Genomic DNA, 24,397 nt, shown 5'->3' on the forward strand with positions numbered 1-24,397 from the left:
GCTAATGTCGATGCCCGGAGTTACTTTCGTAAGGGGCGAGGCGCGCTTTACGGCCAACAAAACACTCGTTGCGAACGGCGAAGAATACACTGCCGACAACATCATCATCGCCTCGGGGTCGTCGGCAAAGGTGCTGCCCGTAGAGGGCGCGCAGCTCAATGGCGTGATTACCTCTACCGAACTGCTCTGCCTCGACCACGTTCCACGCAGTCTTTGCATCATCGGTGCGGGCGTTATCGGTATGGAATTTGCCAGCATCTACCGCAGCTTTGGTTGCGAAGTAATGGTGGTTGAGTTTCTGAAAGAGTGCCTTCCCGCACTTGACAGCGACATCGCCAAACGACTTCGCAAGCAGTTGGAACAACGCGGTGTGCAGTTTGCGCTGCAATCGGGCGTAACAAAGATTGAACAAGCGGAGGGCAACACCCTGCGTGTGCACTATCAGAAGAAGGGCAAAGAGGCATTCGCCGATGCCGAACTGGTGCTGATGGCCACTGGGCGTGCGGCAAACGTCGACGCACTGGATTTGGAGAACACCGACATCATCTACACAAAGGCTGGCATAACCACCGACGACAACATGCAAACCAATGTTCCCGGCGTGTATGCCATTGGCGATGTGAACGGCAAACAGATGCTGGCGCATGCCGCAACGTTCCAAGGTTTCAGGGCCGTTAACCACATTGTGGGGCATACAGACCGCATTTTGTTCAACGTTGTGCCTGCTGCCATCTTCACACATCCCGAAGTGGGAAGTGTTGGATTGAGCGAAGACCAATGCAAGGAGCAGGGTGTGGCCTACAAATGTCGTAAGGGCTACTACCGTTCTAACGGTAAGGCCAACGCAGGAAACGCCACAGAAGGCATGATTAAGCTGATGACCGACGAGCAAGACCGCATTCTGGGCTGTCATCTCTATGGAGAAAATGCAGCTTTCATTGTACAAGAGGTTGCCGTGCTGATGAATTTTGGTGCCACGCTCACGCAGCTAGGCGAAATTGTTCACACGCATCCCACGCTCAGCGAGATACTGCAAGACATGGCCTTTATGCCTTAACAGCCTTATGAGGTGTGGCTAGCCACAAACGCAAGTCGCGCCCAAACACGAATTTTACCTTCATGAATTTGCCTGCGCCCAGTGTGGTTATATCATAAAGCCACCTAGGTGCAGGCTTTCTTTTGCGGCCAAAATATAAGGCGTATAGGCCTATCGAGCGAAAAAGATTAAATGGTGGAGTGGGGCGCATGGTTTCCTTGCGGATACATGCTAAAAAGCGTAAAGCCTCTTCCCCTTCACCCATTGCAGTTGCTTTGGGGCAGAGGAAGAGGCGATTTGCTAATGTTGAATCTTATTTAGGGTTGTGGTTCGCCAAAGCGGTTGGCGGCGGGTTCACCTTCTTTGATGCAAAGAACGAGGAACCAAATCGCACCAATGACAGGTATGAAGTTAATGAAGATCCATTCTCCACCCTTACCGATGTCGTGCATGCGGCGAACGCTTATTGCTAAGCCCGGAACCAATATCGCCAGGTAAAACAGGCCAAAGATGGCTGAAATGACTAATCTCGCTGTTGCGTTGTCTCCTGATACTGAGACGAGAATCTGATAAACAATACTAATTGCAACGTTAACGAGCACGAATAGCCAATACTCTGTACGGCCGGCACGGCCTTTAAAGTCTGAATACTTCTTAGTTAAGACGTTTTTGTAATTTCCAATAATGTCCATAATGTAAAAGTTTAAGTTATTGATAAATTCTGTTATAAGTTTATGTTGTGTTGTGTGACACTAGTAATTAAAGTCTTAATGGGGTGATGTGCCCGCCATAAAGGGTTGTGCCACATCGCGACTGCAACATGTTGTTTTCGTTTAGCTGGCTTGCCCCCGCCTTGTTAGAGGTTGTCTGCTGCAAGAAAACATACTTGTTAAGGTGTGTGGCGAACTTCCATGATGCAAAGATAAACGAAAATTTCTAAATTGGCATTGTGTTTCATCGCTTTTTTTGCATTTTTCTTGATTATAACTCTTTTTTAGGAATTTGATATGATTAAAAAGGAAGTAATAGTGAATTGTGAGGGGAAGAGGGGAAGAGAGAAAAGTCGGACTAGTCGGACTGGTCTGACTAGTCCGACAGGTCCGACAGGTCTGACAGGTCCGACATGTCTGATTGGTCCGATCAGTCCGACTGCTCCAACTAGCTTTTTACCTTTTAGGCCTCGCCGTTCCCGCCCACGTTAAATGGGGCGATGGTGCGAGAACCTTCGTGGGGCAACTGGATTTTGCCGAACTCTTGTTCGTATTTAAAGATGTTTTCTTGCAAGGCCATGAGCAAACGCTTGGCATGTTCGGGTGCCATGATGATGCGACTAGCCACTTCGGGCTTAGGCATGCCAGGCAGGATGCGGGCGAAATCGAGAATGAAATCGCTTGGCGAATGCGAGATGAGCACGAAGTTAGAGTACACGCCCGAAGCTATTTCGGGTTTCAAGTCCATTTCAAAGGGAACTGGTTGTTTCTGATCCATATCTTTATTGGTGTTAAGCAAGGACTAGCCACACGTTCGTGTTCATGGGCAAGTCCTATTATATATATAAGAGTCTGTATTTAATGTTTTACGCTTTTGTCGTAAGGTTCTCGTCGGGCGACACGTCAACGCCCAGTCGCTCGGCTTGTTCTTTCATCATCTTGTTCTTCTTGCGTTTGGCCTTGAACTTGTCGAAACCCAAACCGTAAACGCCAATTACCGAACTCTGCGACACAAAGGCGGCGGGGTCTATCTCGTTGATGATGGAAAATATCTTGCCCGACTCCGTTTGGCGAGCCAAGACAAAGAGCATCTTCACCTCGCGCCCCGAATAAAAGCCATGACCGCTGATGGTGGTGCAACCGCGTTGCGCATTTACGTTGATGGCACGCCCTATCTGCTCGTACTTGTCGGAGATGATGAAGAACTGCACCGACTGGTGCATCATGTTCACCACCTTATCTACGCAGATGGAGAAGATAAAGAGGAATACGTAGCCGTAAATCACTTCCTCCCAATTGCGCAAGGCCACGTAGCTGGCTGTGACAATAGAAATGTCTACCAGCAAAATGAGCTTGCCAAGCGAAATGTCGTGATACTTGTTAATCATGGCCGCAACCACGTCGGTGCCGCCAGTTGAGGCATTGCTGGCCAGTCCCAATCCCACGGTGCTGCCTAAACTGGCCGCACCCAGCACGATGGCCATGAAGGGTTGGCCTTGCAAAAGCGTGGAGCCTTCCATCCAATGCTGCCCCAATGCGCTGAAAAGCGTGAACATCACAGCCGCATAGAGCGTTTTAAGACAGAACTGCCAACCCAGTACCTTTAAGGCAATGAGCAACAAAAGGGCGTTTACGCCCAAGAAAGTAACTTGCACCGGAATGTTCCAACCCCAGTAAAGAATGGATGCCAAGCCTGGTATGCCACCCGTGGTGATGTGATTCGGAAGCAGGAAGATGGCCCATCCCAAGCTGCCGATGAACATGGCGATAGTTAGTAATACTAGATCTTTTAGTAGCGTGTATCTTTTTAACGTCAACATACTTTGGTTTTTTATGCGACAAAGATACGCAATAATCGTGAAAAAAGAAAGCAACGAAATAAAAAATATGGGGTGGAGCAAAGAATTAATGTGTACCTCAGCCGCCAACTGTCTTCAAAACAAGTCCCATTACGAGGGTCGTTACCAAACACAATTCGGCCGTAAAGTCGCCAACTGCCTTCAAAACAAGTCCCATTACTAGGGTCGTTACTAAACACAATTCGGCCGTAAAGTCGCCAACTGTCTTCAAAACAAGTCCCATTACTAGGGTCGTTACTAAACACAATTCGGCCGTAAAGTCGCCAACTGTCTTCAAAACAAGTCCCATTACGAGGGTCGTTACCAAACACAATTCGGCCGTAAAGTCGCTAACTGCCTTCAAAACAAGTCCCATTACTCGTCCTTTCATTTGCACACGGCCGTAAATACAAATTCTTACTGGCTGGGATACACAAGAACATCATCTAATAAGAGGAGTGAGGAGGGTGGGCTAAGCTGGTCCTTAGGCCTTCGCGCCAAGTAAATTGACAAGCTATACTTACGGTTATATAACACACCGAGAAATCATAAAACGGATGAACTGAATTTACACACAAAGGCGGACTCAACGTTCTCTCACAAAAGGAGCGTTAAGTCCGCCTTGATGTTTAATCGGAAAGCTGTGCAGTCTAACAAGCACTACAAGCCAATGTGCCAGTGCTATGGGTTAGGAACGAATGTCTCAACAACAGCGCCATAGTCATTTTTTGCGGTAAAGTAATTTAAAACTAGCGTCACTTTGTTGTCCTTGTATAGCTTGCAACCTTTCTCTGCGTCTGTTGCAAATGCCTGGTTGTTTTCTTTTGTGGCAAGGTCGCGAATATAAACGCCGTTCAGAACGGTGGCTTGTGTGGAAACGGCAACAAATTGATAATCGTCTTGCTTAGCATTCAACAGGGTGAACTTAATGTTGCTTTTACCGTTATAAACCTTATTTAGTCGGTAAAGCCCTTCCCGGTTTTCACATTTCTGCAATACAACGTCTTTTATAACCTGTTCCTTGTTCTCACCGAACGACACAAGCGCGAAAGTATAAGTTCCCTTAGCCATATCACTCCATGACAATCCAGTGAAGTCGAACACTTTAAGCGTTTTGGCACCTGCGCCCGTGGCCACTACTGCCACTTTATATTCTCCTGTCATGCCTTCAACGGCAACATCAGCCACCGCGCCGCCCGACAAATCTTTCACTTTCGTTCCGCTTGCAATCACAAAGTCCTTAATAGCCTCTTCACCTCCCTGCTGCATCTTTGTTTCAAATTCAGCCTTAGGTATGCTTGCGTAGTAAACAGCATCAGTTTTGCTGTTGGTAGCCACACGCAAAAGCATGTCGTTATCGGGGTTTAGTGGATCTTTGGCGTCAAGTTGGTATATCGTAGCCACGGCGGTGTTGTCGTTTCCAGGTTCAGAACCTTGTTCGTCAGCACATGCAGCCATGAAAGCCAAGCCCAACAAAGCCCATGCATAATTGATAATATTATGTTTCATTGTAAATACTTCGTTTAGTTTATTACATTATATAATAGGCGTGCTTTGAAAATACGCCTTCCCGCTGTTGTCATCAGAACTGGTGTTCTTCCGAATCCTTTTGGGGGTGCATAGGGATGTCGTTATTCGTGCAAGCTCTGTTATATCTAAGTTCCGTTTCGATGATACAGAGGTTCATCCACTTAGGATAAGCGGTGGTGTTCCAGCGATAGCCCGCCGTATGATTGGTACGAGGATAGTTACGTATGATACCCTTGTTAAGTCGCTTTATGTCGAAGGTTGCAAAGCCCTCTCCCCACAATTCAACTCGGCGTTGCCACCAAACTTCATTTTGGAAAGCAGAGGTAGCCGTGTTTCCGTATGCCTCATTATGCTTGCCGTACACGAAATTCGGGTCGCGTGTCTTGGCAAATTCAGTAAGCAGTGCGATGCCTTTGCCCTCATCTTGCATGCCCACAGCCTCGATCTCAATGAGTTTCATCTCTTCTACGCGCATCAGTGGAGCCCAAACGGCAAAACCTACGTGTTGATTTTCACGGCCTGCTACTCCCCCTGCGTTTCTAAATTTCAGTTGGATGCCGCCCACATTAAGCTGCGCTGCAGCCGCACTAGCCATAATTTGCTTGCAATACTTCACGTCTTCTTTATACGCATAGGTGCGCAGAGCCTCTCTTTGATCGTCTTCCGAAAGGTCGTCTAAGGCAAAATCCACGAACACCTTGCGGCGCCAGTCGGTAGTGGGGATGGTTTCAAACAGATGTCGGTCGATATTCATCAGTCCGCCGTAGTTCGATGCGTAGCCGCAGCCCGACAAACTCTCGTTCAGCATCACCGACCCCCAAGACGAGTCTGCGTCGTTCAAGCGGATATTTGGGTCTTCCTCATTATACTTTACGCCAAACATCCACGCCTTATTAGGCGAATTAAAGCCGAGTTCTTTGCTGGTATATGCCGCCTCGTCCATCATTGTGTACTTTTCTTGTGCCAATTTCGCATATTTCTCAGCGTTCGCCCAATCTTGTGTTTCCAAGTATGCGCGTGCTTTCAGTCCATAAACCACACTCACGTCCGGTTTCCGTATGTCAGGGCGCACATACCCTTTCAGCAGTTCTTCTGCCTTATCCAAGTCCGACAAGATGAACGCCCACATTTCCTCATTGCTTTTGCGTGGGTTGTTATACAAGTCCTCGTTCGTTGTTTTCTCCGTTACCAAAGGCGTTGTTTCTGCCTTTTTGTTTAGCGAGTAAGGCTCTGCTGCATACATGCGTGCTATGTCCATGTAGAACATGGCTCTCATGGCACGAGCGATGCCTGCGCCTGTACGTCGAGCTGGTTCGGGGTTCTCGCCCGCCATCCCAATAACGATGTTACAATTCTTTAGCCACTTCGAATAATAGGTCCAAGGCAATTGGCAAATCGCATAACCTGGTCCAAGCACCTCGCTCACCGAATACCAGGAATCGTAATGGTTGTTCTTACCCACCACGGCAATGTCTTGTCCCATGGCGTCGCGCTCCAAGAAGAAACATGGGTAGCCTGCATCATACACAAAAGTAGCTGTTGGTCTATAATAGAATTGCCCCACGAGTGTGGATGTTGTTGCATCCACAGCCTTCTCAAAGGCGTTTGGTGCTTCGCCCAACTGTTTTCCCGTTATAATTCTGCCCTGCGGATCCACTTCTTCAATACATCCTGAGAGCAATGCGCATGCCCAAAAAGAGGCTATCAGTTTTACTGCTATATGTTTCATAAACAATATTCTTTAAAATTAGGTCTAAATCAGAATGTCACTTGTAGTCCACCCGTGATGTTACGCGTTGGCGAGTAAGAGCCCACCGACTTGTTGCCGTCGAACGAGTAGCGAGGGTCGAATCCTTTACGAGCCGACCAGAAACAGAGGTTTTCTCCTGCTACATAAACACGCAGTGTAGAGATTTTATACTTATTGGTAAACGTTTTGGGCAAGGTGTAGCCCACTGTAAACGACTGGAAGTTGAGGTACGTGGCGTTGGTAAGCCATCTGTTGGAACTCTTAGCTGAATAATTTTCGCCATACTGGAAACGTGGGATGTTGCTTGCGGTGTTGTTTGGCGTCCACGATTTGAGCACATCCTTATGGAAATTAGAACCGGAAGCCTGAGACTCAACAGGGTTCATCAAGGCTGCGTATCTGGAATCGTACACCTTTCCGCCCAACTGATAGTCGAACGCAACAGTGGCATCAAACCCATAAGCCTCTACTGTTGTGCTAAATCCGCCCGATGCCTTTGGCATGACCGAGCCTTGCTCGTAGAACGATGCCTCAGAGATGTTCGTGGTTGTGCCATTGCGTTTCTTGTTGGGGAACGAACCGCGGTCTTTAACAGCCACATCGGTGTCTACATAGTACAAGGCCTGTCCGTGTTCGTTTACGCCTGCATACTCTGGCAGCAACATGTTATATAGGGGTTTCCCCACCTCGTACCAGCATTCGTGGCCGGTGCCATTGTCCACATAGCCTCCATAGTCTTGTGTTTTCTGCCGCGGCAATTTCAAGATCTTAGTGGCATTGTGGGCCAACATGCCCGTTATGCTCCAAGTGATGTCGCGCGTACGTATGGGCGTAACGGTAAGCGTAACCTCTACACCGCTGTTACGCATGTCTCCAATATTGCCATAATATCCACGCGTTCCTGACAGTTCGGGTAGCGAAAGCCAGAAAAGCATGTCCGAAATCTTTTTGCTATAAACATCCACGCTACCCTGCAAGAAGTTCTTTAACAGCGAAAACTCCAAACCAACGTTTAGGTTGGTAGTGGTTTCCCATGTAAGTTCGGGGTTGCCAGGTAATCTAAATGACGGAGCCATAGTCGTGGCCGAAGATTTAGAGAGCGTGTATTGGTCTGCAAAATACCAGTTGTTGCCCAGCGCATCGTTGCCTTGTTGGCCCAACGACACCTTCAACTCCAAGTGGTTAACCCACGGCACGTTAAAGAAACTTTCTTTCTCGATATTCCATGCGCCGCCAACAGACCAGAAGTTGCCCCAGCGGTTTTCCTTCTTAAAGCGCGACGAGGCGTCTCTACGATAAGACAGCGAGCCGTAATACTTTTCCTTATAGTTGTAAAGCACGCGGCTAAACCAACCTTCCACATTGTAACGCTCGCCGTACGAACGGCTGTTCGATTTTGTGGCGAAAGCGTCTAACTCTAAAATGTTTGGCGAGAAACCGCCTGTTGCAGTGGCGTTGAGGTAGCGCAGCTGTTCGTTGAAATACTCGTGTCCGGCCAGCACATTTACATCATGGTCGCCAAAGGTCTTGTGGAAGTCCAAGGTTTGCACGTTGTTTGTGCGCAGGTAATAGTATTGGAACTTCGTAAGTTCGCCGTTTACGTTCACCTTCGAGCCATACAGGCTGTTGTCGTAGTCTGAACGGGTTATGTGTTGAAAGTTCAAGTTGCTTGTGGCATTGAACTTCAACCAGTCGGTGAAAATAACATCAACATTGAATGTGCCATTAAATTGGTTTACCAAGAAGTTCTTTTGGTTGTATCTGTTTGCACCAAGTGGGTTGCCCTGTGAGGAGAAAGCACGCGGTGCATTCTCTACAAAGTTGCTTCCTGGTACACCATAGTCGTAATGCGGATTTCCATTCTTGTCGGTGCGTATAACGGGGTTGCCGTTTGCGTCGAGCGTACGCACGTAGAGCGGATAAATAGGCGCAATCATGGAGGTGAAATACAACAAGTTGGAGGATTTGAGCTCGTCGTCCATGTTGGGATTTTGGTTCTTGCTAGAATGCACATAGTCAACATTTCCGCCCAGCTTTAACCACTTCTTTGCTTGATAGTCTGCCTTTAAGCGTGCGGTGTAACGTTCGTAGTCCGAGTAAAGAATCACGCCATTGTCTTTCAGGTATCCTGCGCTAGCGAAGAACGACGAACGGGTGTTGCCGCCGCTTACGCTCACGTTATAGTCTTGCCTGAACGAGTTTCGGTAAGCCTCTTTCGTCCAGTCGTCTGGAGTCATATAATATGTTTCACCGTCGGCCGTTTTGTACGAACGGCCAAGCGTGGCCTTGGGATTTAGTTTGCCGTCGGTTCCAATAAGCTGTTCGCCTGTTGGCACGGTATATACATTGTAGCCCAATTGGGCAAGCATTTCCTTATTGGCTCTCTCATGGGCAGCATCTGCACTCATCCCGTCGGTGTAGAAGTACTTGTTGCGTAGCATGCCGTAGTATGTTTCATAGTATTGCCCTGGGTCTTTAATCACGTCGTAATCTTGAATGGCCCTGCTGTTGCTACCCCACTTCATGTCTACCGTAACCACGGCTTCGCTGGTGTTGCCGCGCTTGGTGGTAATCAGAATCACACCCGATGCACCGCGCGCACCATAAAGGGCGGCGCTTGCTGCATCTTTCAGCACGGTTACGCTTTCAATGTCTTGTTGGGGAATGTTGCTCAACGATCCGGGATAAGGCGCACCGTCAACAATGATTAATGGGTCGGTCTTGGCTTCTAGCGAGGATATGCCACGGATGTTCATCTTTCCATTGTCTGCGCCAGGTTCTCCCGATGCCTCACGCATCTGAAATCCGGCCACTGTTCCGGCAAGCGTAGAGCTTACGTTTGTTGAAACGCGCTTTGCAAGGTCTTTGGAAGAAACCACAGCAGCCGAACCAGTAAAGGCCGATTTCTTTTGCGTACCGAACGCCACCACCATCACCTCGTCGATGGTATTGTCTACGCTTTCCAGTTCAACGCGCATGTTGGCTTTTGCTGTAAGCACCTTGCTCTTCATGCCGATGTACGAGAATTCTAGTTGGGCATTAGCGGGAACGGAGAGTGAGAACTTTCCGTCGATGTCGGTAACGGTGCCGTTGGTGGTGCCCACCACTTTTACCGAGGCTCCCACCACGGGTTCGTTGTCTGGCAAAGCCACGACTACTCCCCCCACGCGCGTTTGCGCCAGTGCCATTCCTGCCGTGAGGAATAGGCATGTCAGGAATAAGATTAGCCTTTTGATCATAATACTTACGTTTTAAATTACTACTATTTTGTTTCAAATCAGGTTCTTCCTACCGCCTATACCAATGTTTATAGGCATGCGAAATAGTCTTAATTCAAGCGTTTCGGGGTGTTCTTCTCCGTATTTCACGCATGGGTTTGCATCTAGCAATTGGATTTGACCTGTTGCCGTTCATCCGAGTCTTGGTGCAGAGGGCGTGGTCTTCTATACTTTTAAATAGAGTTTGTCTAGCTTTGCCGCCTTTTGGGTGACACTATGCAAGGTTTCGCAAATTTATGAAAACATCTTTTAAACGCCAAACTTTTTGAAAAGAAAATGCGTGAATGGGGCGATATTTTTGCATTTGGGTTGTTTTTTAGTGCTTAAAGGCGCCCATTTAATGCTTTTCGGAGCGTTTCGTCTGTTCATTATATATGTAAGTTGCGCGATAACGAACATCTTGCAAAAGCCCTTGCGGCATGTTCTTTGTCCCCGTATTGCTTAACACGCCACGTGTGATAGCTTAAATTCATAAGTTGGCAAGTTGACGAGTTGACAAGTTCATAAGTTCACAGGTTTGCAAGGTCATAAGCTCATAAGTTCACAAACTCTTCAACTCACCAACTCATCAACTCATCAACTAAAAACTCACAAACTCACAAACTCACAAACTCAAAGCACTTATCAACTCACAATCCCATCAACTCAAAAACTTAAATTGGTATCTTTTATTTTACAATACGGCTTTAGTTTTCATTCCGTTCTAGCGAAAAAGTAGGTCGTAAAATGGGTAAAAGGACACTTTTTCTAGTCTTTCACGTCTCCCGATATGTCTACTTTTGAGAAAAGACCCTGCATTTTGCACCCTTTTGCCTTTCTATTTTGGTTGCCGGCTCGTATTTTTTAAGCCCCAATTACCTACATTTAGCCCCTAAAACTCCACTTTTTAACGGTCATTTTGTTCATTTTGGCCGTGTTTTTCATGGTTCGGATGGGTTTTGTTTATACCGTTACAGTGTATTTTTATGCTTTTCGTTTCACGTTTTGCACCATTTTACGCTGCATTTAGCACCATTTTACCTTGCGTTTTGCACCAAAACGCATTGTATTTTGCACCAAAACGCATTGTATTTTGCACCAAAACGCACTGCATTTAGCGGCATATTGCACCATATTTTGCCAAAAATAGCCCCAAATCTGGTGCTAACGGCTGTTCTTTGCAATAAATATTCATTCTGTTGCATTCGTGGATTAACTCCTTTTTGCCCCAAGGCAAACTCTCGCGAGAATCAATTTTTTGCGGCGAGGTTGACGATTGGTGACGAAAATGGCACTCATAATGTTAAAATTTATGCTGAAAAATTGACAAAAACCTCACCGCCAACCCCTCTTAAAAGGGAAAAAGCCTCACCCCCAACCCCTCTCCAAGGGGAGAGGGGAGTGGTATGCGTTGTTGGTTGACAAGGCCTCACCCCAGGAGATGCCAAGCGTGTGGCGGTTTGTTTGAAATGGGCATTAGTGTGGTGGTCGACCATATATATAATGGTAAGCGCGATGCACTTTGCTGTTACAGATAACACGTGTCTATTCGGTTTGGTTTGCCGGTCCTAAGCATTTCTTGGCTTTCTTCTGCCTGCTTAGTTCGCGCGTGGGCGAGTAAGTGGAGGGGAAGGGTGGGGGTAGGATAAGGCACACGCGGTGCGAAAGCGTACGCGGGGCAACTCCTTATATTATGTAGACGAGTGGGGTGGTTGCTATGCAGGGGCATTAAGCACCAATCGGATCATTATACCGCTTATCAGATGTTTGGCGTTGTTTCCATCGTCTCCTGTTTATCTTTCGTTTGTTTGTGGGCATCTTGTCTGCCTTGTTCTCTCTATGTAGTCCGCTGCGCCTTCAAGATTAAGGTAGTCATTTGCTCGGCAAAACCCAAAATATGTACAGGCGTTAACGAACGTTTGGGGTTGAAGTGGCAAGGCCGAAAGTTGTGGCCACTACGAAATGCGTGGCTTATGGCCGAACAGAATTGCATTTGGAAAATAGTTGTTTGAAGAATGCAAGACGTGCGTTGCATGGCATCAATAAACCCTAACGCAGAGGAAAAGGAGGACTCTTGTTTGCTTATGATGCAGCTATGGCTTTCCAAATCCAATTCTGTTTGACTATAATTCCATAACGCCTTAACCCCTTCGGCATCTTCCTCCATCTCTTTAAGTGCTGCACTTAAAGTTGTCGGCATGCAGCATAATAGCTTATCAAACATGGTTTTCGGGATGCGTGAGCGCAAAAAATGGCATAAAAACTTGGTCGTTAGGAAAATATGGTGTAATTTTGCACCGCAATTTGTAGACATTGCACCCAAACGAAGAATAAGTTAAACATTAAAAATAGAAAACAAGACATGATTATTGTACCCGTAAAAGATGGTGAAAACATCGAAAGAGCGCTTAAGAAGTTCAAGAGAAAATTCGAAAAGACTGGCGTAGTTAAAGAACTCCGCGCTCGTCAACAATACGACAAACCCTCTGTGCTGAAGCGTCTCAAGATGGAGCATGCCGTTTACGTGCAGAAGCTTCGCACGATGGAAGAATAATTTGTCGGTGAAAAATTTGGTGGTTTAAAGTTTAATGCGTAAATTCGTTGCCAGATACCTTTATCGGTCTGCAATGAGTATGACGACAGAACAATTTTTGAACTACCTGCAGTATGAGCTTAACCGCTCGGAGTTGACCATAGCCAGCTATGGCGACGACCTGCGCGCTTTCGAGGCGTTTTTCAAAAACAAGGATACTCAGCTCTCGTGGGAGGCAATAGATGCCGACCTTATCCGCGACTGGATGGAGAGCATGATGGATAAAGGATGCAGTGCCACTACAATCCAAAGGCGGTTGAGTGCATTGCGTTCTTTTTATCGTTTTGGCCTGACGCGTGGCTATGTGCAGAAAAATCCCGCTCGGGGGGTGGTTGGGCCTAAGCGTAGCAGGCCGCTGCCGCAGTTTTTGCGCGAAGGCGAGATGGACCGTCTGCTGGACGATGTGCCCGTGGGCGAGAGCTATCGCGACTTGCTGGCCTATACCATCGTGCTGACGTTCTACTCTACGGGTATGCGCTTGGCTGAATTGGTGGGTCTCAACGATGACAGCATCGACTTCGAGGCGCGTGTCATCAAAGTGCTGGGCAAGGGCAGCAAACAGCGGCTGATACCTTTTGCCGACGAGCTGGAGGCGGCGCTGAAAGCCTACATCGCGCGGCGAGATGCCGAAGTGGCGCGTTGCGACAAGGCGTTTTTCGTTGACCAACGGGGCGAACGCGTTAAGCGCGGTGCGGTGCAGAACAGCGTTCGCGCCAGCCTGGCCAAGGTAACGTCGATGAAGAAACGTTCGCCGCACGTGCTGCGGCACAGCTTTGCCACGGCCATGCTGAACAATGATGCGGGATTGGAGAGCGTAAAGAAACTGCTTGGGCACGAAAGCCTTTCGACAACCGAGATATATACGCACACCACATTCGAACAACTAAGAAAGATATACGACAAAGCCCATCCACGGGCCTAACCTTTTTAAATGATAGGAGATATATTATGGAGATCAAAATTCAAGCGATTCATTTCGACGCAACTGAACAGTTGCATGCGTTTATCGAGAAGAAAGTGTCTAAGCTGGAAAAGACTTACGAGCAGGTGCAGAAAGCCGACGTGTCGCTGAAGGTGGTGAAACCCGCCACGGCCATGAACAAGCAAGCCAGCATAACGGTGACGTTCCCCGGGAACACCGCTTTTGCCGAAAAAACTTGCGACACGTTTGAGGAAAGTGTTGACCAATGCGTAGACTCTTTAAAGGTTCAACTAACGAAAATTAAGGAAAAACAGCGCGAACGCTAAAAAAAACGCGGAAATATTTTGGTGAATAAAAAATAATATCTACCTTTGCAGCCGTCTTAGAACACGTGCTACATGCTTTGAAAGACGGCTGCAAGGTTTTGCCCTCTTGGGGCAGGGCGGGCAGGGGGCTTAACAGGCTAACGCAACAAAAGGTTTTAAGGGGTATGCGCACCTACCTATATATAAAGGTGTGCGAACGAAAAATAAGGGTGGTTACCAGAGTGGCCAAATGGGGCAGACTGTAAATCTGCTGTCTTTCGACTTCGGTGGTTCGAATCCATCACCACCCACTTTCAGTAGAAGTTTAGCGTTCTCGCGATGAACAATGCAACCGTTGTTTGTGTGATAGAGTGAGGCGAGAATGCCATCATGCGGAAATAGCTCAGTTGATAGAGCACTAGCCTTCCAAGCTGGGGGTCGCGGGTTTGAGCCCCGTTTTCCGCTCTAACCAATGCTGTAATAGCTCAGTGGTAGAGCACTTCCTTGGTAAGGAAGAGGTCCTGAGTTCAACTCTCAGTTACAGCTCTATCACGGTTCTTTTTTGCATTGGAAAACCATTTGATAAATCAATTAATAAATAAAAAGCAAAGCTATGGCTAAAGAAACATTTGTGCGCACCAAGCCGCATGTTAACATTGGTACTATTGGTCACGTAGACCACGGTAAGACCACCTTGACCGCTGCCATTTCTAAGGTTCTCCATGAGAAGGGCTTCGGTTCTGAAGACGTTAAGTCTTTCGACCAGATTGACAACGCTCCCGAAGAAAAAGAGCGTGGTATCACCATCAACACCGCTCACATTGAATACGAAACGGCTAAACGTCACTATGCTCACGTAGACTGTCCGGGTCACGCCGACTATGTGAAGAACATGGTAACTGGTGCTGCTCAGATGGACGGTGCCATCATCGTAGTTGCCGCTACCGATGGTCCTATGCCCCAAACTCGCGAACACGTGCTTCTCGCCCGTCAGGTAAACGTTCCTAAGTTGGTTGTGTTCCTGAACAAGTGCGACATGGTTGAAGACGAGGAAATGCTTGAGCTTGTTGAAATGGAAATGCGCGAGCTGCTTGATCAATACGAGTACGACGGCGACAACACGCCTATCATCCGCGGTTCTGCCCTTGGTGCATTGAACGGCGTAGACAAGTGGGTTGATTCGGTTATGCAACTGATGGATGCTGTTGACACTTGGATTCCTCTGCCTCCTCGTGAAGTGGACAAACCTTTCTTGATGCCTGTTGAGGACGTGTTCTCTATTACTGGCCGTGGTACGGTTGCTACTGGCCGTATCGAGACGGGTAAGGTAAAGGTTGGCGACGAAGTTGAGTTGCTCGGCCTTGGCGAAGACAAGAAGTGCGTAGTTACCGGTGTGGAAATGTTCCGCAAACTGCTCGAAGAGGGTGAAGCTGGCGACAACGTAGGTTTGTTGCTCCGTGGTATCGACAAGAACGAAATCAAGCGCGGTATGGTGCTTTGCCACCCCGGCCAGATTAAGCCTCACAAGAAGTTCAAGGCTTCTGTATACGTTCTGAAGAAGGAAGAAGGTGGCCGTCACACGCCATTCGGCAACAAGTATCGTCCTCAGTTCTATCTTCGTACGATGGACTGTACGGGTGAAATCACTCTTCCCGAAGGCGTAGAGATGGTAATGCCTGGCGACAACGTGGAAATCACCGTAGATCTTATCTACGCCGTTGCCCTGAACGTAGGTCTTCGTTTCGCTATCCGCGAAGGTGGCCGTACGGTAGGTGCTGGTCAGATTACCGAAATCATTGAATAATACGGTTGGCTTCGGCTAAGTATTAAGCATACCAGGGGGTTCCGCAGCATGCGGTTGCGGAACCCTTACTTACGGGAATAGCTCAGTTGGTAGAGCATCGGTCTCCAAAACCGAGGGTCGTGGGTTCGAGTCCTCCTTCCCGTGCTAATAAGAAGATAATATGTTTAAGAAGATAGTAAACTACTGCAAGGCTTGTTACAACGAGCTGGCGCATAATACTACTTGGCCTACGCGTGCCGAACTTACACACAGTGCAATGGTTGTATTATCTGCTTCCCTAGTCATTGCATTGGTGGTGTTCGCCATGGACAGCGCGTTTAAGTTCATCATGAGTGGGATATATCCGCATTAATTTGTTAAGGAACGATGGCAGAAACACAGAAAAATTGGTATGTGCTTCGTGCTGTTAGTGGAAAAGAGGCAAAGGTGAAAGAATACATCGAGGCCGAATTGAAACACAACACGATGCTACAGTCGCATGTTTTTCAGGTATTGATACCCATGGAAAAACAGGCGTCTTTGCGTAATGGCAAACGCGTGGAGAAAGAGAAGATTAGTCTTCCTGGCTACGTGTTCGTCGAGGCGGACCTTAAAGGGGACGTTGCGCACACACTGAGGTTCATGCCTAATGTCTTAGGTTTTCTTGGCGGATTGGACAATCCCTCTCCCGTGCCGCAGGCAGACATCAACAGGATGCTCGGCGCCGCGGAGAACACGGAATTGGAGAACGACATCGACATCCCCTATTCTGTTGACGAAACGGTGAAGGTTACGGATGGGCCATTCAGCGGTTTCATGGGTGTTATCGAAGAGGTGAACACCGAGAAGCACAAGCTGAAGGTGATGGTCAAGATCTTTGGGCGCAAAACGCCTTTGGAGTTAGGTTTTATGCAAGTAGAAAAGGAAGGCTGATGCGCAGTTACGGGCGTGATGCTTTCAACAAAAATCAATTTTTAATATTAACAACAAATGGCTAAAGAAGTTGCTGGATTAATCAAGTTACAGATTAAAGGTGGCGCTGCCAACCCCTCTCCTCCCGTAGGCCCAGCATTGGGTTCGAAGGGAATCAACATCATGGGGTTCTGCAAGGAGTTCAATGCAAGAACTCAGGACAAGGCCGGTAAGGTAATTCCGGTTGTCATCACCTACTATACTGACAAGTCATTCAGCTTTGAGCTCAAGACGCCTCCCGCAGCTGTACAACTAAAAGAGGTTGCCAAGGTTAAGAGCGGCTCTGCTCAGCCAAACCGACAGAAGGTAGCTTCTGTCACCTGGGAGCAGATCAAAGTGATAGCTGAAGATAAGATGAAAGACTTGAACTGTTTTACGGTTGAGTCTGCCATGAAACTTATCGCAGGTACGGCTAGAAGTATGGGTATCACTGTAAATGGGGAGTTCCCTGGTAAATAATTAAAACTTCAATTAAGAAAATGAGTAAACTGACAAAAAAGCAAAAATCAGTAGCTGATAAGATTGAAGCAGGGAAAGCCTATACACTGAAAGAGGCTGCTGAGTTGGTGAAGGAAATCACCACTACTCAGTTTGACGCTTCTCTCGACATCGACGTGCGTTTGGGCGTAGACCCCCGCAAGGCCAACCAGATGGTTCGCGGCGTTTGTACGCTGCCCAACGGAACTGGTAAGACCGTGCGCGTTCTTGTTCTCTGTACGCCCGATGCAGAAGCTGCTGCCAAAGAAGCGGGTGCCGACTATGTTGGTCTTGACGAGTACATCGAAAAGATTAAGGGTGGTTGGACCGACATCGACGTTATCATCACCATGCCTTCGGTAATGGGTAAGGTAGGTAGCGTAGGCCGTATCCTCGGCCCTCGCGGACTGATGCCTAACCCCAAGAGCGGAACGGTGACGATGGACGTGGCCAAGGCAGTGAAAGACATCAAGTCGGGTAAAATAGATTTCAAAGTAGACAAGGCTGGTATTATCCATACCTCAATCGGAAAGGTTTCTTTCACTCCTGAGCAGATTTACCAAAACGCGAAGGAATTCGTGGCTACTGTAATCAAGCTCAAACCTGCCGCTGCTAAAGGTACGTATATCAAGAGTATCTTTATTTCAAGCACAATGAGTAAGGGTATCAAGATTGATCCGAAATCAGTTGAATAACTCTAAAAGTTTTGTAAAATGAAGAAAGAAGTAAAAGATACTATCATCGTAGAACTCGGTAAGAAGCTGAAGGAGTATCCTCATTTCTATCTTGTAGACCTCGCCGGGCTTAACGCCGAAGCGACGAACAAGTTGCGCGCAACTTGTTTCAAGAAGGAAATTAAGCTTTCTGTTGTGAAGAATACGCTTCTGCACAAGGCTTTCGAGGCATCCGACATTGATTTCGAACCCCTTTACGGCACATTGAAAGGTACCACCGCAATCATGTTCACCACGGTTGCGAACGAACCTGCAAAATTGCTGAAAGACTATAAGAAGGAAGGAATTCCTGCTCTCAAGGCTGCATACGCAGAAGAAAGTTTCTATGTGGGAGCCGACAAACTGGACGAGCTGGTAGCTCTTAAGAGCAAGAACGAGGTTATCGCCGACATTGTGGCCTTGCTGCAATCGCCCGCGAAGAACGTCATTTCCGCTCTTCAATCAAGCGCAGGCACCATTCATGGTGTGCTCAAGACTTTGGGCGAGCGTGCTGAATAATTCGTTGAGTCTTCCTCTCGTGGCATAGACAAGAAGATGTTCGTGAGGGAGTTCAATTAAAAGTCAATCAACAACACTTATATTAAAAACAATTAAAAATTTAGAATAAAATGGCAGATATCAAAGCTATCGCTGAAGAATTAGTAAATTTGACAGTAAAAGAAGTAAACGAGTTGGCAAATGTCCTCAAAGAGGAATATGGCATTGAACCCGCTGCTGCAGCTGTTGCTGTTGCTGCCGCTCCCGGTGCTGGTGCTGCTGCTGGTGGTGCTGAAGAGAAGTCGTCGTTCGACGTGGTTCTCGTTGAGGCTGGTGCAGCTAAACTTCAAGTAGTTAAGGCTGTTAAGGAAGCTTGCGGCCTGGGCTTGAAGGAAGCTAAGGACCTTGTAGACGGTGTTCCCTCTACCTTGAAGGAAGGCATGTCTAAGGACGAAGCTGAGAACCTGAAGAAGGCTATCGAAGAGGCCGGCGCTAAGGTTGAGCTGAAGTAAGACAACCCCAACTCCGAAATACGGTTAGGATTTGCCCAGTAGGTGAGTCCTAACCTTTTTGTGTCTTATCACTTTCAAAGACACCTTCTCATTCCCCCACCATATCTCATAGGTACAGGCTATCTATCTTTTCTCAATAAAGAAAAGAACAGTCAAAGCCCCCTCGCACCGATACGGATAACATATAGAATACGCCTATATCCATTATATAATATAATATTGAATGGCTTCAAAAATTGTTGATAACAGAGTAAATTTCGCCAGCGTTCACAATCCGATGCCCTATCCGGATTTCCTCGATGTGCAGTTAAAGTCTTTCAAAGACTTCTTACAGTTAGACACGCCCCCCGAGGAACGCAAGAACGACGGTTTGTATAAGGTATTCGCTGAGAATTTCCCCATAACCGACACACGGAACAATTTCGTTCTTGAGTTCCTTGACTACTATATCGACCCGCCGCGTTACACCATCGACGAGTGTCTAGAACGCGGCCTTACGTATAGCGTGCCTTTGAAGGCTAAGATGAAGCTATACTGCACCGACCCCGACCACGAAGATTTCGGCACCTTTATCCAAGACGTTTTCTTGGGTACAATTCCCTATATGACCTCTAACGGTACCTTTGTTATCAACGGTGCCGAGCGCGTTGTAGTGTCGCAGCTGCACCGCTCGCCCGGCGTTTTCTTCGGACAGGGCGTGCATGCCAACGGAACGATGCTCTATTCGGCGCGTATCATCCCCTTCAAAGGTTCGTGGATAGAGTTCGCCACCGACATCAACAACGTGATGTATGCCTACATCGACCGTAAGAAGAAGTTGCCCGTAACCACGCTGTTGCGTGCCATCGGCTACGAAAACGACCGCGACATCCTGCAAATCTTCGACCTTGCCGAAGAGGTTAAGGTGAACAAGAAGAACATGAAGGAGGCTCTTGGCAAGCGTCTTGCTGCTCGTGTGCTGAAAAGTTGGAACGAAGACTTCGTTGACGAAGATACGGGCGAAGTTGTATCTATCGAGCGCAACGAGGTGATTATGGAGCGCGAAACGGAAATTACAGAAGAAAACGTTGGTGAAATTCTCGACAGCGGCGTTTCTACTGTGCTGCTCCACAAGGATGCAGATGCTGCAAACAAGTTCTCCATCATCTTCAACACGTTGGCCAAAGACCCCAGCAACTCTGAAAAAGAGGCAGTGCTCTACATCTATCGTCAGCTCCGCAACGCCGACCCTGCCGACGATGCCAGTGCAAGAGAAGTGTTCCAAAACCTTTTCTTCTCGGACAAGCGATACGACTTGGGCGAAGTAGGACGCTACCGCATCAACAAAAAGCTGGGCTTGGACACGGATATGGATACGCGCGTGTTAACCAAAGACGATATTATCGAGATTATCAAGTATCTCATTCAGCTGGTTAACTCGAACGCTACCGTTGACGACATCGACCATTTGAGCAACCGTCGTGTGCGCACCGTGGGCGAACAGCTGGCCAACCAGTTCTCTATCGGATTGGCCCGTATGAGTCGCACCATTCGCGAACGTATGAACGTACGCGACAACGAGGTGTTCACACCCACCGACTTGATTAACGCCAAAACCATTTCTAGCGTCATCAACTCGTTCTTCGGCACCAACCCCCTCTCGCAATTCATGGACCAAACCAACCCCCTAGCCGAGGTTACGCACAAGCGCCGCCTTTCGGCACTCGGCCCGGGTGGTCTTTCTCGCGAGCGTGCTGGTTTCGAGGTGCGCGACGTTCACTACACGCACTATGGTCGTCTTTGCCCCATCGAGAGCCCCGAAGGTCCTAACATCGGACTTATCTCCTCGCTCTGTGTGTATGCCAACATCAATGAACTGGGCTTTATCGAAACGCCATACCGCAAGGTTTCTAATGGTGTGGTAGACCTTAACAACAAGCACTTGGTGTATCTTACGGCCGAAGAGGAAGAAGACCACATCATCGGACAGGGCAACGCGCCGCTGAACGAAGACGGAACCTTTATCCGCGATGTGGTAAAGTGTCGCCAAGATGCCGACTTCCCCGTGGTGGAACCCGCCGAGGTAGACCTCATGGACGTGTCGCCGCAGCAGATTGCATCGGTATCGGCAGGTCTTATTCCCTTCTTGGAGCACGACGACGGTCACCGCGCACTGATGGGATGTAACATGATGCGCCAAGCTGTGCCCTTGCTCCACAACGATGCCCCCATTGTAGGTACGGGCTTGGAGAAACAGGTTTGCGAAGACTCGCGTACCATGATTACGGCCGAAGGCGATGGCGTTATCGACTATGTAGACGCCACCACCATCCGTATTCTATACGATCGTACAGAAGACGAAGAGTACGTAAGCTTCGAACCTGCACTGAAAGAATACCGCGTACCCAAGTTCCGCCGTACAAACCAAAACATGACCATCGACCTTCGCCCCATCTGCGTGAAGGGACAACGTGTTAAGGCAGGCGACATCCTTACCGAAGGCTATGCCACCGAGAATGGCGAATTGGCCTTGGGTCGTAACCTTCTTGTGGCTTACATGCCGTGGAAGGGTTACAACTACGAAGACGCTATCGTGCTTTCCGAGCGTTTGGTGCGCGACGACGTGCTTACTTCGGTTCACGTAGACGAGTATTCGCTCGACGTCCGCGAAACCAAACGTGGTGTGGAAGAGTTTACCAGCGACATTCCCAACGTGAGCGAAGAGGCAACCAAAGACCTCGACGACAACGGCGTGGTGCGTATTGGTGCACGTATCGAACCAGGCGACATCCTCATCGGTAAGATTTCGCCTAAGGGAGAGAGCGACCCCTCACCCGAAGAAAAACTCCTTCGTGCCATCTTCGGCGACAAGGCCGGCGACGTTAAAGACTCGTCGCTCAAAGCCAATCCCTCGCTCAGTGGCGTTGTTATCGACAAGAAATTGTTCTCGCGTGCCATTAAGACCCGCGACTCGAAGAAACAAGACAAGGTTATACTTGCCAAGATAGACGAAGAATACGAGGCTAAGAACGAAGACCTCAAAGACATCCTGGTAGACAAACTCCTCGAACTCACCGAAGACAAGGTGTCGCAAGGCGTTAAAGACTACACGGGTGCAGAAATTATCAATAAGGGTAGCAAGTTCACGGCGGCTGCGCTCAAGAACTTGGAATACGATGGCATTCAGTCTAGCGACTGGACCGACGACGCCCATGTGAACGACTTGATACAAAAGCTCATCATGAACTACATCCGCAAGTACAAACTGCTGGATGCCGAGCTTAAGCGTCGCAAGTTCGCCATCACCATCGGCGACGAGCTGCCTTCGGGCATTCTCCAAATGGCCAAGGTGTATGTTGCCAAGAAACGTAAGATTGGCGTGGGCGACAAATTGGCCGGACGACATGGTAACAAGGGTATCGTGTCGAAGGTGGTGCGTATGGAAGACATGCCGTTCCTCGAAGACGGACGTCCCGTCGACCTCGTGCTGAACCCCTTGGGCGTGCCTTCGCGTATGAACTTGGGACAGATTTTCGAGGCCATCCTCGGTGCTCCCGGTAAGAAATTGGGCGTGAAGTTCGCAACACCCATCTTCGACGGAGCACAACTTGAAGACCTTTCCGAGTGGACCGACAAGGCCGAACTGCCCCGTCTCTGCTCTACTTACCTCTACGATGGCGAAACGGGCGAGAAGTTCGACCAGCCTGCTACCGTGGGTGTAACTTACTTCTTGAAACTAGGCCACATGGTAGAAGACAAGATGCACGCCCGCTCCATCGGTCCATACTCGCTCATCACGCAACAACCGCTTGGTGGTAAAGCGCAGTTTGGTGGACAGCGTTTCGGAGAGATGGAAGTCTGGGCCATCGAGGCCTTCGGTGCCAGTCACATCCTTCAAGAAATCCTCACCATCAAGTCCGACGACGTTGTTGGCCGTTCCAAGGCTTACGAGGCAATCGTCAAAGGCGAGCCGATGCCCACACCAGGCATCCCCGAGTCGCTCAACGTGCTGTTGCACGAGCTACGCGGTCTGGGATTGAGCATCAAGATGGATTAATTCACACCCTTAATTGAAAAAGTAAAATGGCTTTTAAGAAAGATACAAAGGTAAAGAACAATTTCACGAAGATTACCATCGGATTGGCTTCGCCCGAAGAAATCTTGGAAAATTCGTATGGTGAGGTTACCAAACCCGAAACCATTAACTACCGTACATACAAGCCCGAACGCGATGGTCTTTTCTGCGAACGCATCTTCGGTCCTACGAAGGATTACGAATGTGCCTGCGGAAAGTACAAACGCATACGCTATAAGGGCATCGTTTGCGACCGTTGCGGCGTTGAAGTAACCGAGAAAAAGGTGCGCCGCGAACGTTCGGGACATATCGAACTCGTGGTACCCGTGGCTCACATCTGGTACTTCCGTTCACTTCCCAACAAAATTGGCTATCTTTTGGGCTTGCCCACAAAGAAACTCGATACCGTGGTGTACTACGAAAAGTACATCGTTATCAAGCCTGGTGTGCTAGAAGGCCGCAAGGATAGCGAGGGCGAAGACCTTAACGGCTCGCACCAAATGGACTTGCTTTCCGAAGACGAGTACCTCAACATTCTCGAAACGCAGGTAGACCCCAACAACGAGTTCCTCGACGATTCCGACCCCAACAAGTTCATTGCTAAGATGGGTGCCGAGGCCGTGTACGACCTCTTGGCAGGCCTAGACCTCGACGCATTGTCTTACGAACTGCGCGACCGCGCCAATAACGACTCCAGCCAACAACGTAAAACCGAGGCTCTGAAACGCTTGCAGGTGGTAGAGGCTTTCCGTTCTAGCACCGAAATCAACCGCCCAGAGTGGATGATTCTCAAGATTATCCCCGTTATTCCGCCCGAATTGCGCCCGCTTGTGCCGCTGGATGGTGGCCGTTTCGCCACCTCCGACCTCAACGACCTCTATCGCCGCGTTATCATTCGTAACAACCGTCTGAAACGTTTGGTTGAGATTAAGGCTCCCGAGGTGATCCTCCGCAACGAGAAACGTATGTTGCAAGAGGCCGTAGACAGCCTTTTCGACAACTCGCGTAAGAGTTCGGCCGTGAAAAGCGAAAGCAACAGGCCGCTAAAATCGCTTTCCGATTCGCTCAAAGGAAAGGCCGGACGTTTCCGCCAAAACCTCTTGGGTAAGCGTGTAGACTGCTCCGCACGTTCGGTTATCGTTGTCGGTCCCGAATTGAAGATGGGCGAATGCGGTCTGCCCAAACTCATGGCAGCCGAACTTTACAAGCCGTTCATCATCCGCAAGCTCATCGAGCGCGGCATCGTTAAGACGGTAAAGAGCGCCAAGAAGATTGTAGACCGCCGCGAACCCGTTATTTGGGACATCCTAGAAAACGTGATGAAGGGCCACCCCGTGCTGCTCAACCGTGCGCCTACACTCCACCGTTTGGGTATTCAGGCCTTCCAGCCCAAGCTTATCGAGGGTAAGGCCATTCAGCTGCACCCCTTGGCTTGTACTGCGTTCAA

At 48.6% G+C, this 24,397-nt stretch carries 21 protein-coding genes, 4 tRNA genes and 1 pseudogene; 17 read left to right on the forward strand and 9 right to left on the reverse strand.

Translation table 11 applies throughout. The features are described from left to right. The coding region (locus tag BN93_RS12910; protein WP_019188739.1) for a dihydrolipoyl dehydrogenase family protein at positions 1-1,057 on the forward strand (1,057 nt) is incomplete at its 5' end. Here the strand turns inward: BN93_RS12910 and BN93_RS12915 are convergent. The 9 genes from BN93_RS12915 to BN93_RS12955 form a co-directional block, all read right to left on the reverse strand. Next, positions 1,047-1,301, reverse strand: coding sequence for a hypothetical protein (locus BN93_RS12915; RefSeq protein ID WP_019188740.1), 255 nt, complete (start codon positions 1,299-1,301; stop codon positions 1,047-1,049). The two genes, BN93_RS12910 and BN93_RS12915, sit on opposite strands and share 11 nt — an antisense overlap. Before the next feature lie 52 nt (positions 1,302-1,353). After that, entirely contained in the window at positions 1,354-1,728 is a 375-nt protein-coding gene (locus BN93_RS12920; protein WP_019188741.1) for a DUF805 domain-containing protein, read from the reverse strand. A gap of 481 nt (positions 1,729-2,209) precedes the next feature. Next, positions 2,210-2,524: a DUF3467 domain-containing protein gene (locus tag BN93_RS12925; RefSeq protein WP_044260794.1), complete on the reverse strand. Its 315-nt coding sequence runs from the start codon at positions 2,522-2,524 to the stop codon at positions 2,210-2,212. 88 nt (positions 2,525-2,612) lie between these two features. Then, entirely contained in the window at positions 2,613-3,566 is a 954-nt protein-coding gene (locus BN93_RS12930; RefSeq protein ID WP_083317624.1) for a YitT family protein, read from the reverse strand. 97 nt (positions 3,567-3,663) lie between these two features. Then, complete coding sequence (locus BN93_RS12935; RefSeq protein WP_157462857.1) at positions 3,664-3,975, reverse strand: hypothetical protein; 312 nt, start codon at positions 3,973-3,975, stop codon at positions 3,664-3,666. 290 nt (positions 3,976-4,265) lie between these two features. Then, entirely contained in the window at positions 4,266-5,093 is an 828-nt protein-coding gene (locus BN93_RS12940; protein WP_019188745.1) for a hypothetical protein, read from the reverse strand. A 73-nt stretch (positions 5,094-5,166) separates the two neighbouring features. Beyond that, complete coding sequence (locus BN93_RS12945; RefSeq protein WP_019188746.1) at positions 5,167-6,843, reverse strand: RagB/SusD family nutrient uptake outer membrane protein; 1,677 nt, start codon at positions 6,841-6,843, stop codon at positions 5,167-5,169. A gap of 29 nt (positions 6,844-6,872) precedes the next feature. Beyond that, positions 6,873-10,103 carry a SusC/RagA family TonB-linked outer membrane protein gene (locus BN93_RS12950; protein ID WP_019188747.1) on the reverse strand — a complete coding sequence of 1,077 codons (3,231 nt, stop codon included), beginning with the start codon at positions 10,101-10,103 and terminating at the stop codon, positions 6,873-6,875. Positions 10,104-11,958: 1,855 nt separating this feature from the next. Beyond that, a complete protein-coding gene (locus BN93_RS12955; protein WP_198007527.1) occupies positions 11,959-12,444 on the reverse strand; it encodes a hypothetical protein in 486 nt (161 codons plus the stop codon). Between the two features lie 39 nt (positions 12,445-12,483). On the opposite strand from BN93_RS12955, the gene rpsU reads away from it, so the two are divergent. From rpsU to BN93_RS13035, 16 genes and pseudogenes are all read left to right on the forward strand, one after another. Further along, positions 12,484-12,675: a 30S ribosomal protein S21 gene (gene rpsU, locus BN93_RS12960; RefSeq protein ID WP_009231228.1), complete on the forward strand. Its 192-nt coding sequence runs from the start codon at positions 12,484-12,486 to the stop codon at positions 12,673-12,675. A gap of 79 nt (positions 12,676-12,754) precedes the next feature. After that, positions 12,755-13,636 carry a tyrosine recombinase XerC gene (locus BN93_RS12965; RefSeq protein ID WP_019188751.1) on the forward strand — a complete coding sequence of 294 codons (882 nt, stop codon included), beginning with the start codon at positions 12,755-12,757 and terminating at the stop codon, positions 13,634-13,636. 26 nt (positions 13,637-13,662) lie between these two features. Continuing rightward, on the forward strand, positions 13,663-13,962 hold the full coding sequence (gene hpf / locus BN93_RS12970) for a ribosome hibernation-promoting factor, HPF/YfiA family (protein ID WP_019188752.1): 300 nt from the start codon (positions 13,663-13,665) through the stop codon (positions 13,960-13,962). Between the two features lie 207 nt (positions 13,963-14,169). Then, positions 14,170-14,252 (forward strand) — tRNA-Tyr (locus BN93_RS12975). A gap of 81 nt (positions 14,253-14,333) precedes the next feature. Further along, a tRNA-Gly gene (locus BN93_RS12980) sits at positions 14,334-14,406 on the forward strand. A 9-nt stretch (positions 14,407-14,415) separates the two neighbouring features. After that, a tRNA-Thr gene (locus BN93_RS12985) sits at positions 14,416-14,487 on the forward strand. 67 nt (positions 14,488-14,554) lie between these two features. Next, positions 14,555-15,745, forward strand: coding sequence for an elongation factor Tu (tuf, locus tag BN93_RS12990; RefSeq protein WP_009231226.1), 1,191 nt, complete (start codon positions 14,555-14,557; stop codon positions 15,743-15,745). A 71-nt stretch (positions 15,746-15,816) separates the two neighbouring features. Beyond that, positions 15,817-15,889 (forward strand) — tRNA-Trp (locus BN93_RS12995). A gap of 16 nt (positions 15,890-15,905) precedes the next feature. Then, on the forward strand, positions 15,906-16,097 hold the full coding sequence (gene secE, locus BN93_RS13000; RefSeq protein ID WP_009231225.1) for a preprotein translocase subunit SecE: 192 nt from the start codon (positions 15,906-15,908) through the stop codon (positions 16,095-16,097). Between the two features lie 14 nt (positions 16,098-16,111). Further along, positions 16,112-16,657 carry a transcription termination/antitermination protein NusG gene (nusG, locus tag BN93_RS13005; protein ID WP_009231224.1) on the forward strand — a complete coding sequence of 182 codons (546 nt, stop codon included), beginning with the start codon at positions 16,112-16,114 and terminating at the stop codon, positions 16,655-16,657. Between the two features lie 57 nt (positions 16,658-16,714). After that, complete coding sequence (gene rplK, locus BN93_RS13010; protein ID WP_009231223.1) at positions 16,715-17,155, forward strand: 50S ribosomal protein L11; 441 nt, start codon at positions 16,715-16,717, stop codon at positions 17,153-17,155. Positions 17,156-17,175: 20 nt separating this feature from the next. After that, a complete protein-coding gene (gene rplA / locus BN93_RS13015; protein ID WP_009231222.1) occupies positions 17,176-17,868 on the forward strand; it encodes a 50S ribosomal protein L1 in 693 nt (230 codons plus the stop codon). A gap of 18 nt (positions 17,869-17,886) precedes the next feature. Beyond that, positions 17,887-18,405, forward strand: coding sequence for a 50S ribosomal protein L10 (rplJ, locus tag BN93_RS13020; RefSeq protein WP_019188753.1), 519 nt, complete (start codon positions 17,887-17,889; stop codon positions 18,403-18,405). Positions 18,406-18,515: 110 nt separating this feature from the next. Beyond that, positions 18,516-18,896: a 50S ribosomal protein L7/L12 gene (gene rplL, locus BN93_RS13025; RefSeq protein ID WP_009231220.1), complete on the forward strand. Its 381-nt coding sequence runs from the start codon at positions 18,516-18,518 to the stop codon at positions 18,894-18,896. Positions 18,897-19,119: 223 nt separating this feature from the next. Then, positions 19,120-22,932, forward strand: a complete 3,813-nt coding sequence (gene rpoB / locus BN93_RS13030) for a DNA-directed RNA polymerase subunit beta (protein ID WP_044260798.1) — start codon at positions 19,120-19,122, stop codon at positions 22,930-22,932. Between the two features lie 26 nt (positions 22,933-22,958). Continuing rightward, positions 22,959-24,397 (forward strand): annotated as a pseudogene (locus BN93_RS13035) (DNA-directed RNA polymerase subunit beta'); the annotation flags it as partial.

Origin of the sequence: Prevotella conceptionensis 9403948 (genome assembly GCF_000312305.1) — a bacterium.
GTDB lineage: Bacteria > Bacteroidota > Bacteroidia > Bacteroidales > Bacteroidaceae > Prevotella > Prevotella conceptionensis.

Bases quoted from the DNA above. Each gene is read 5' to 3' on its own strand.
- rpsU (WP_009231228.1), top strand. From the start codon at position 12,484: ATGATTATTGTACCCGTAAAAGATGGTGAAAACATCGAAAGAGCGCTT.
- tuf (WP_009231226.1), top strand. From the start codon at position 14,555: ATGGCTAAAGAAACATTTGTGCGCACCAAGCCGCATGTTAACATTGGT.
- rplA (WP_009231222.1), top strand. From the start codon at position 17,176: ATGAGTAAACTGACAAAAAAGCAAAAATCAGTAGCTGATAAGATTGAA.
- BN93_RS12930 (WP_083317624.1), bottom strand. From the start codon at position 3,566: ATGTTGACGTTAAAAAGATACACGCTACTAAAAGATCTAGTATTACTA.
- rplJ (WP_019188753.1), top strand. From the start codon at position 17,887: ATGAAGAAAGAAGTAAAAGATACTATCATCGTAGAACTCGGTAAGAAG.
- BN93_RS12945 (WP_019188746.1), bottom strand. From the start codon at position 6,843: ATGAAACATATAGCAGTAAAACTGATAGCCTCTTTTTGGGCATGCGCA.
- BN93_RS12950 (WP_019188747.1), bottom strand. From the start codon at position 10,103: ATGATCAAAAGGCTAATCTTATTCCTGACATGCCTATTCCTCACGGCA.
- BN93_RS12965 (WP_019188751.1), top strand. From the start codon at position 12,755: ATGACGACAGAACAATTTTTGAACTACCTGCAGTATGAGCTTAACCGC.
- rplK (WP_009231223.1), top strand. From the start codon at position 16,715: ATGGCTAAAGAAGTTGCTGGATTAATCAAGTTACAGATTAAAGGTGGC.
- hpf (WP_019188752.1), top strand. From the start codon at position 13,663: ATGGAGATCAAAATTCAAGCGATTCATTTCGACGCAACTGAACAGTTG.
- rpoB (WP_044260798.1), top strand. From the start codon at position 19,120: ATGGCTTCAAAAATTGTTGATAACAGAGTAAATTTCGCCAGCGTTCAC.
- BN93_RS12935 (WP_157462857.1), bottom strand. From the start codon at position 3,975: ATGAAAGGACGAGTAATGGGACTTGTTTTGAAGGCAGTTAGCGACTTT.
- secE (WP_009231225.1), top strand. From the start codon at position 15,906: ATGTTTAAGAAGATAGTAAACTACTGCAAGGCTTGTTACAACGAGCTG.
- nusG (WP_009231224.1), top strand. From the start codon at position 16,112: ATGGCAGAAACACAGAAAAATTGGTATGTGCTTCGTGCTGTTAGTGGA.
- BN93_RS12915 (WP_019188740.1), bottom strand. From the start codon at position 1,301: ATGGGTGAAGGGGAAGAGGCTTTACGCTTTTTAGCATGTATCCGCAAG.
- BN93_RS12920 (WP_019188741.1), bottom strand. From the start codon at position 1,728: ATGGACATTATTGGAAATTACAAAAACGTCTTAACTAAGAAGTATTCA.
- BN93_RS12925 (WP_044260794.1), bottom strand. From the start codon at position 2,524: ATGGATCAGAAACAACCAGTTCCCTTTGAAATGGACTTGAAACCCGAA.
- rplL (WP_009231220.1), top strand. From the start codon at position 18,516: ATGGCAGATATCAAAGCTATCGCTGAAGAATTAGTAAATTTGACAGTA.
- BN93_RS12940 (WP_019188745.1), bottom strand. From the start codon at position 5,093: ATGAAACATAATATTATCAATTATGCATGGGCTTTGTTGGGCTTGGCT.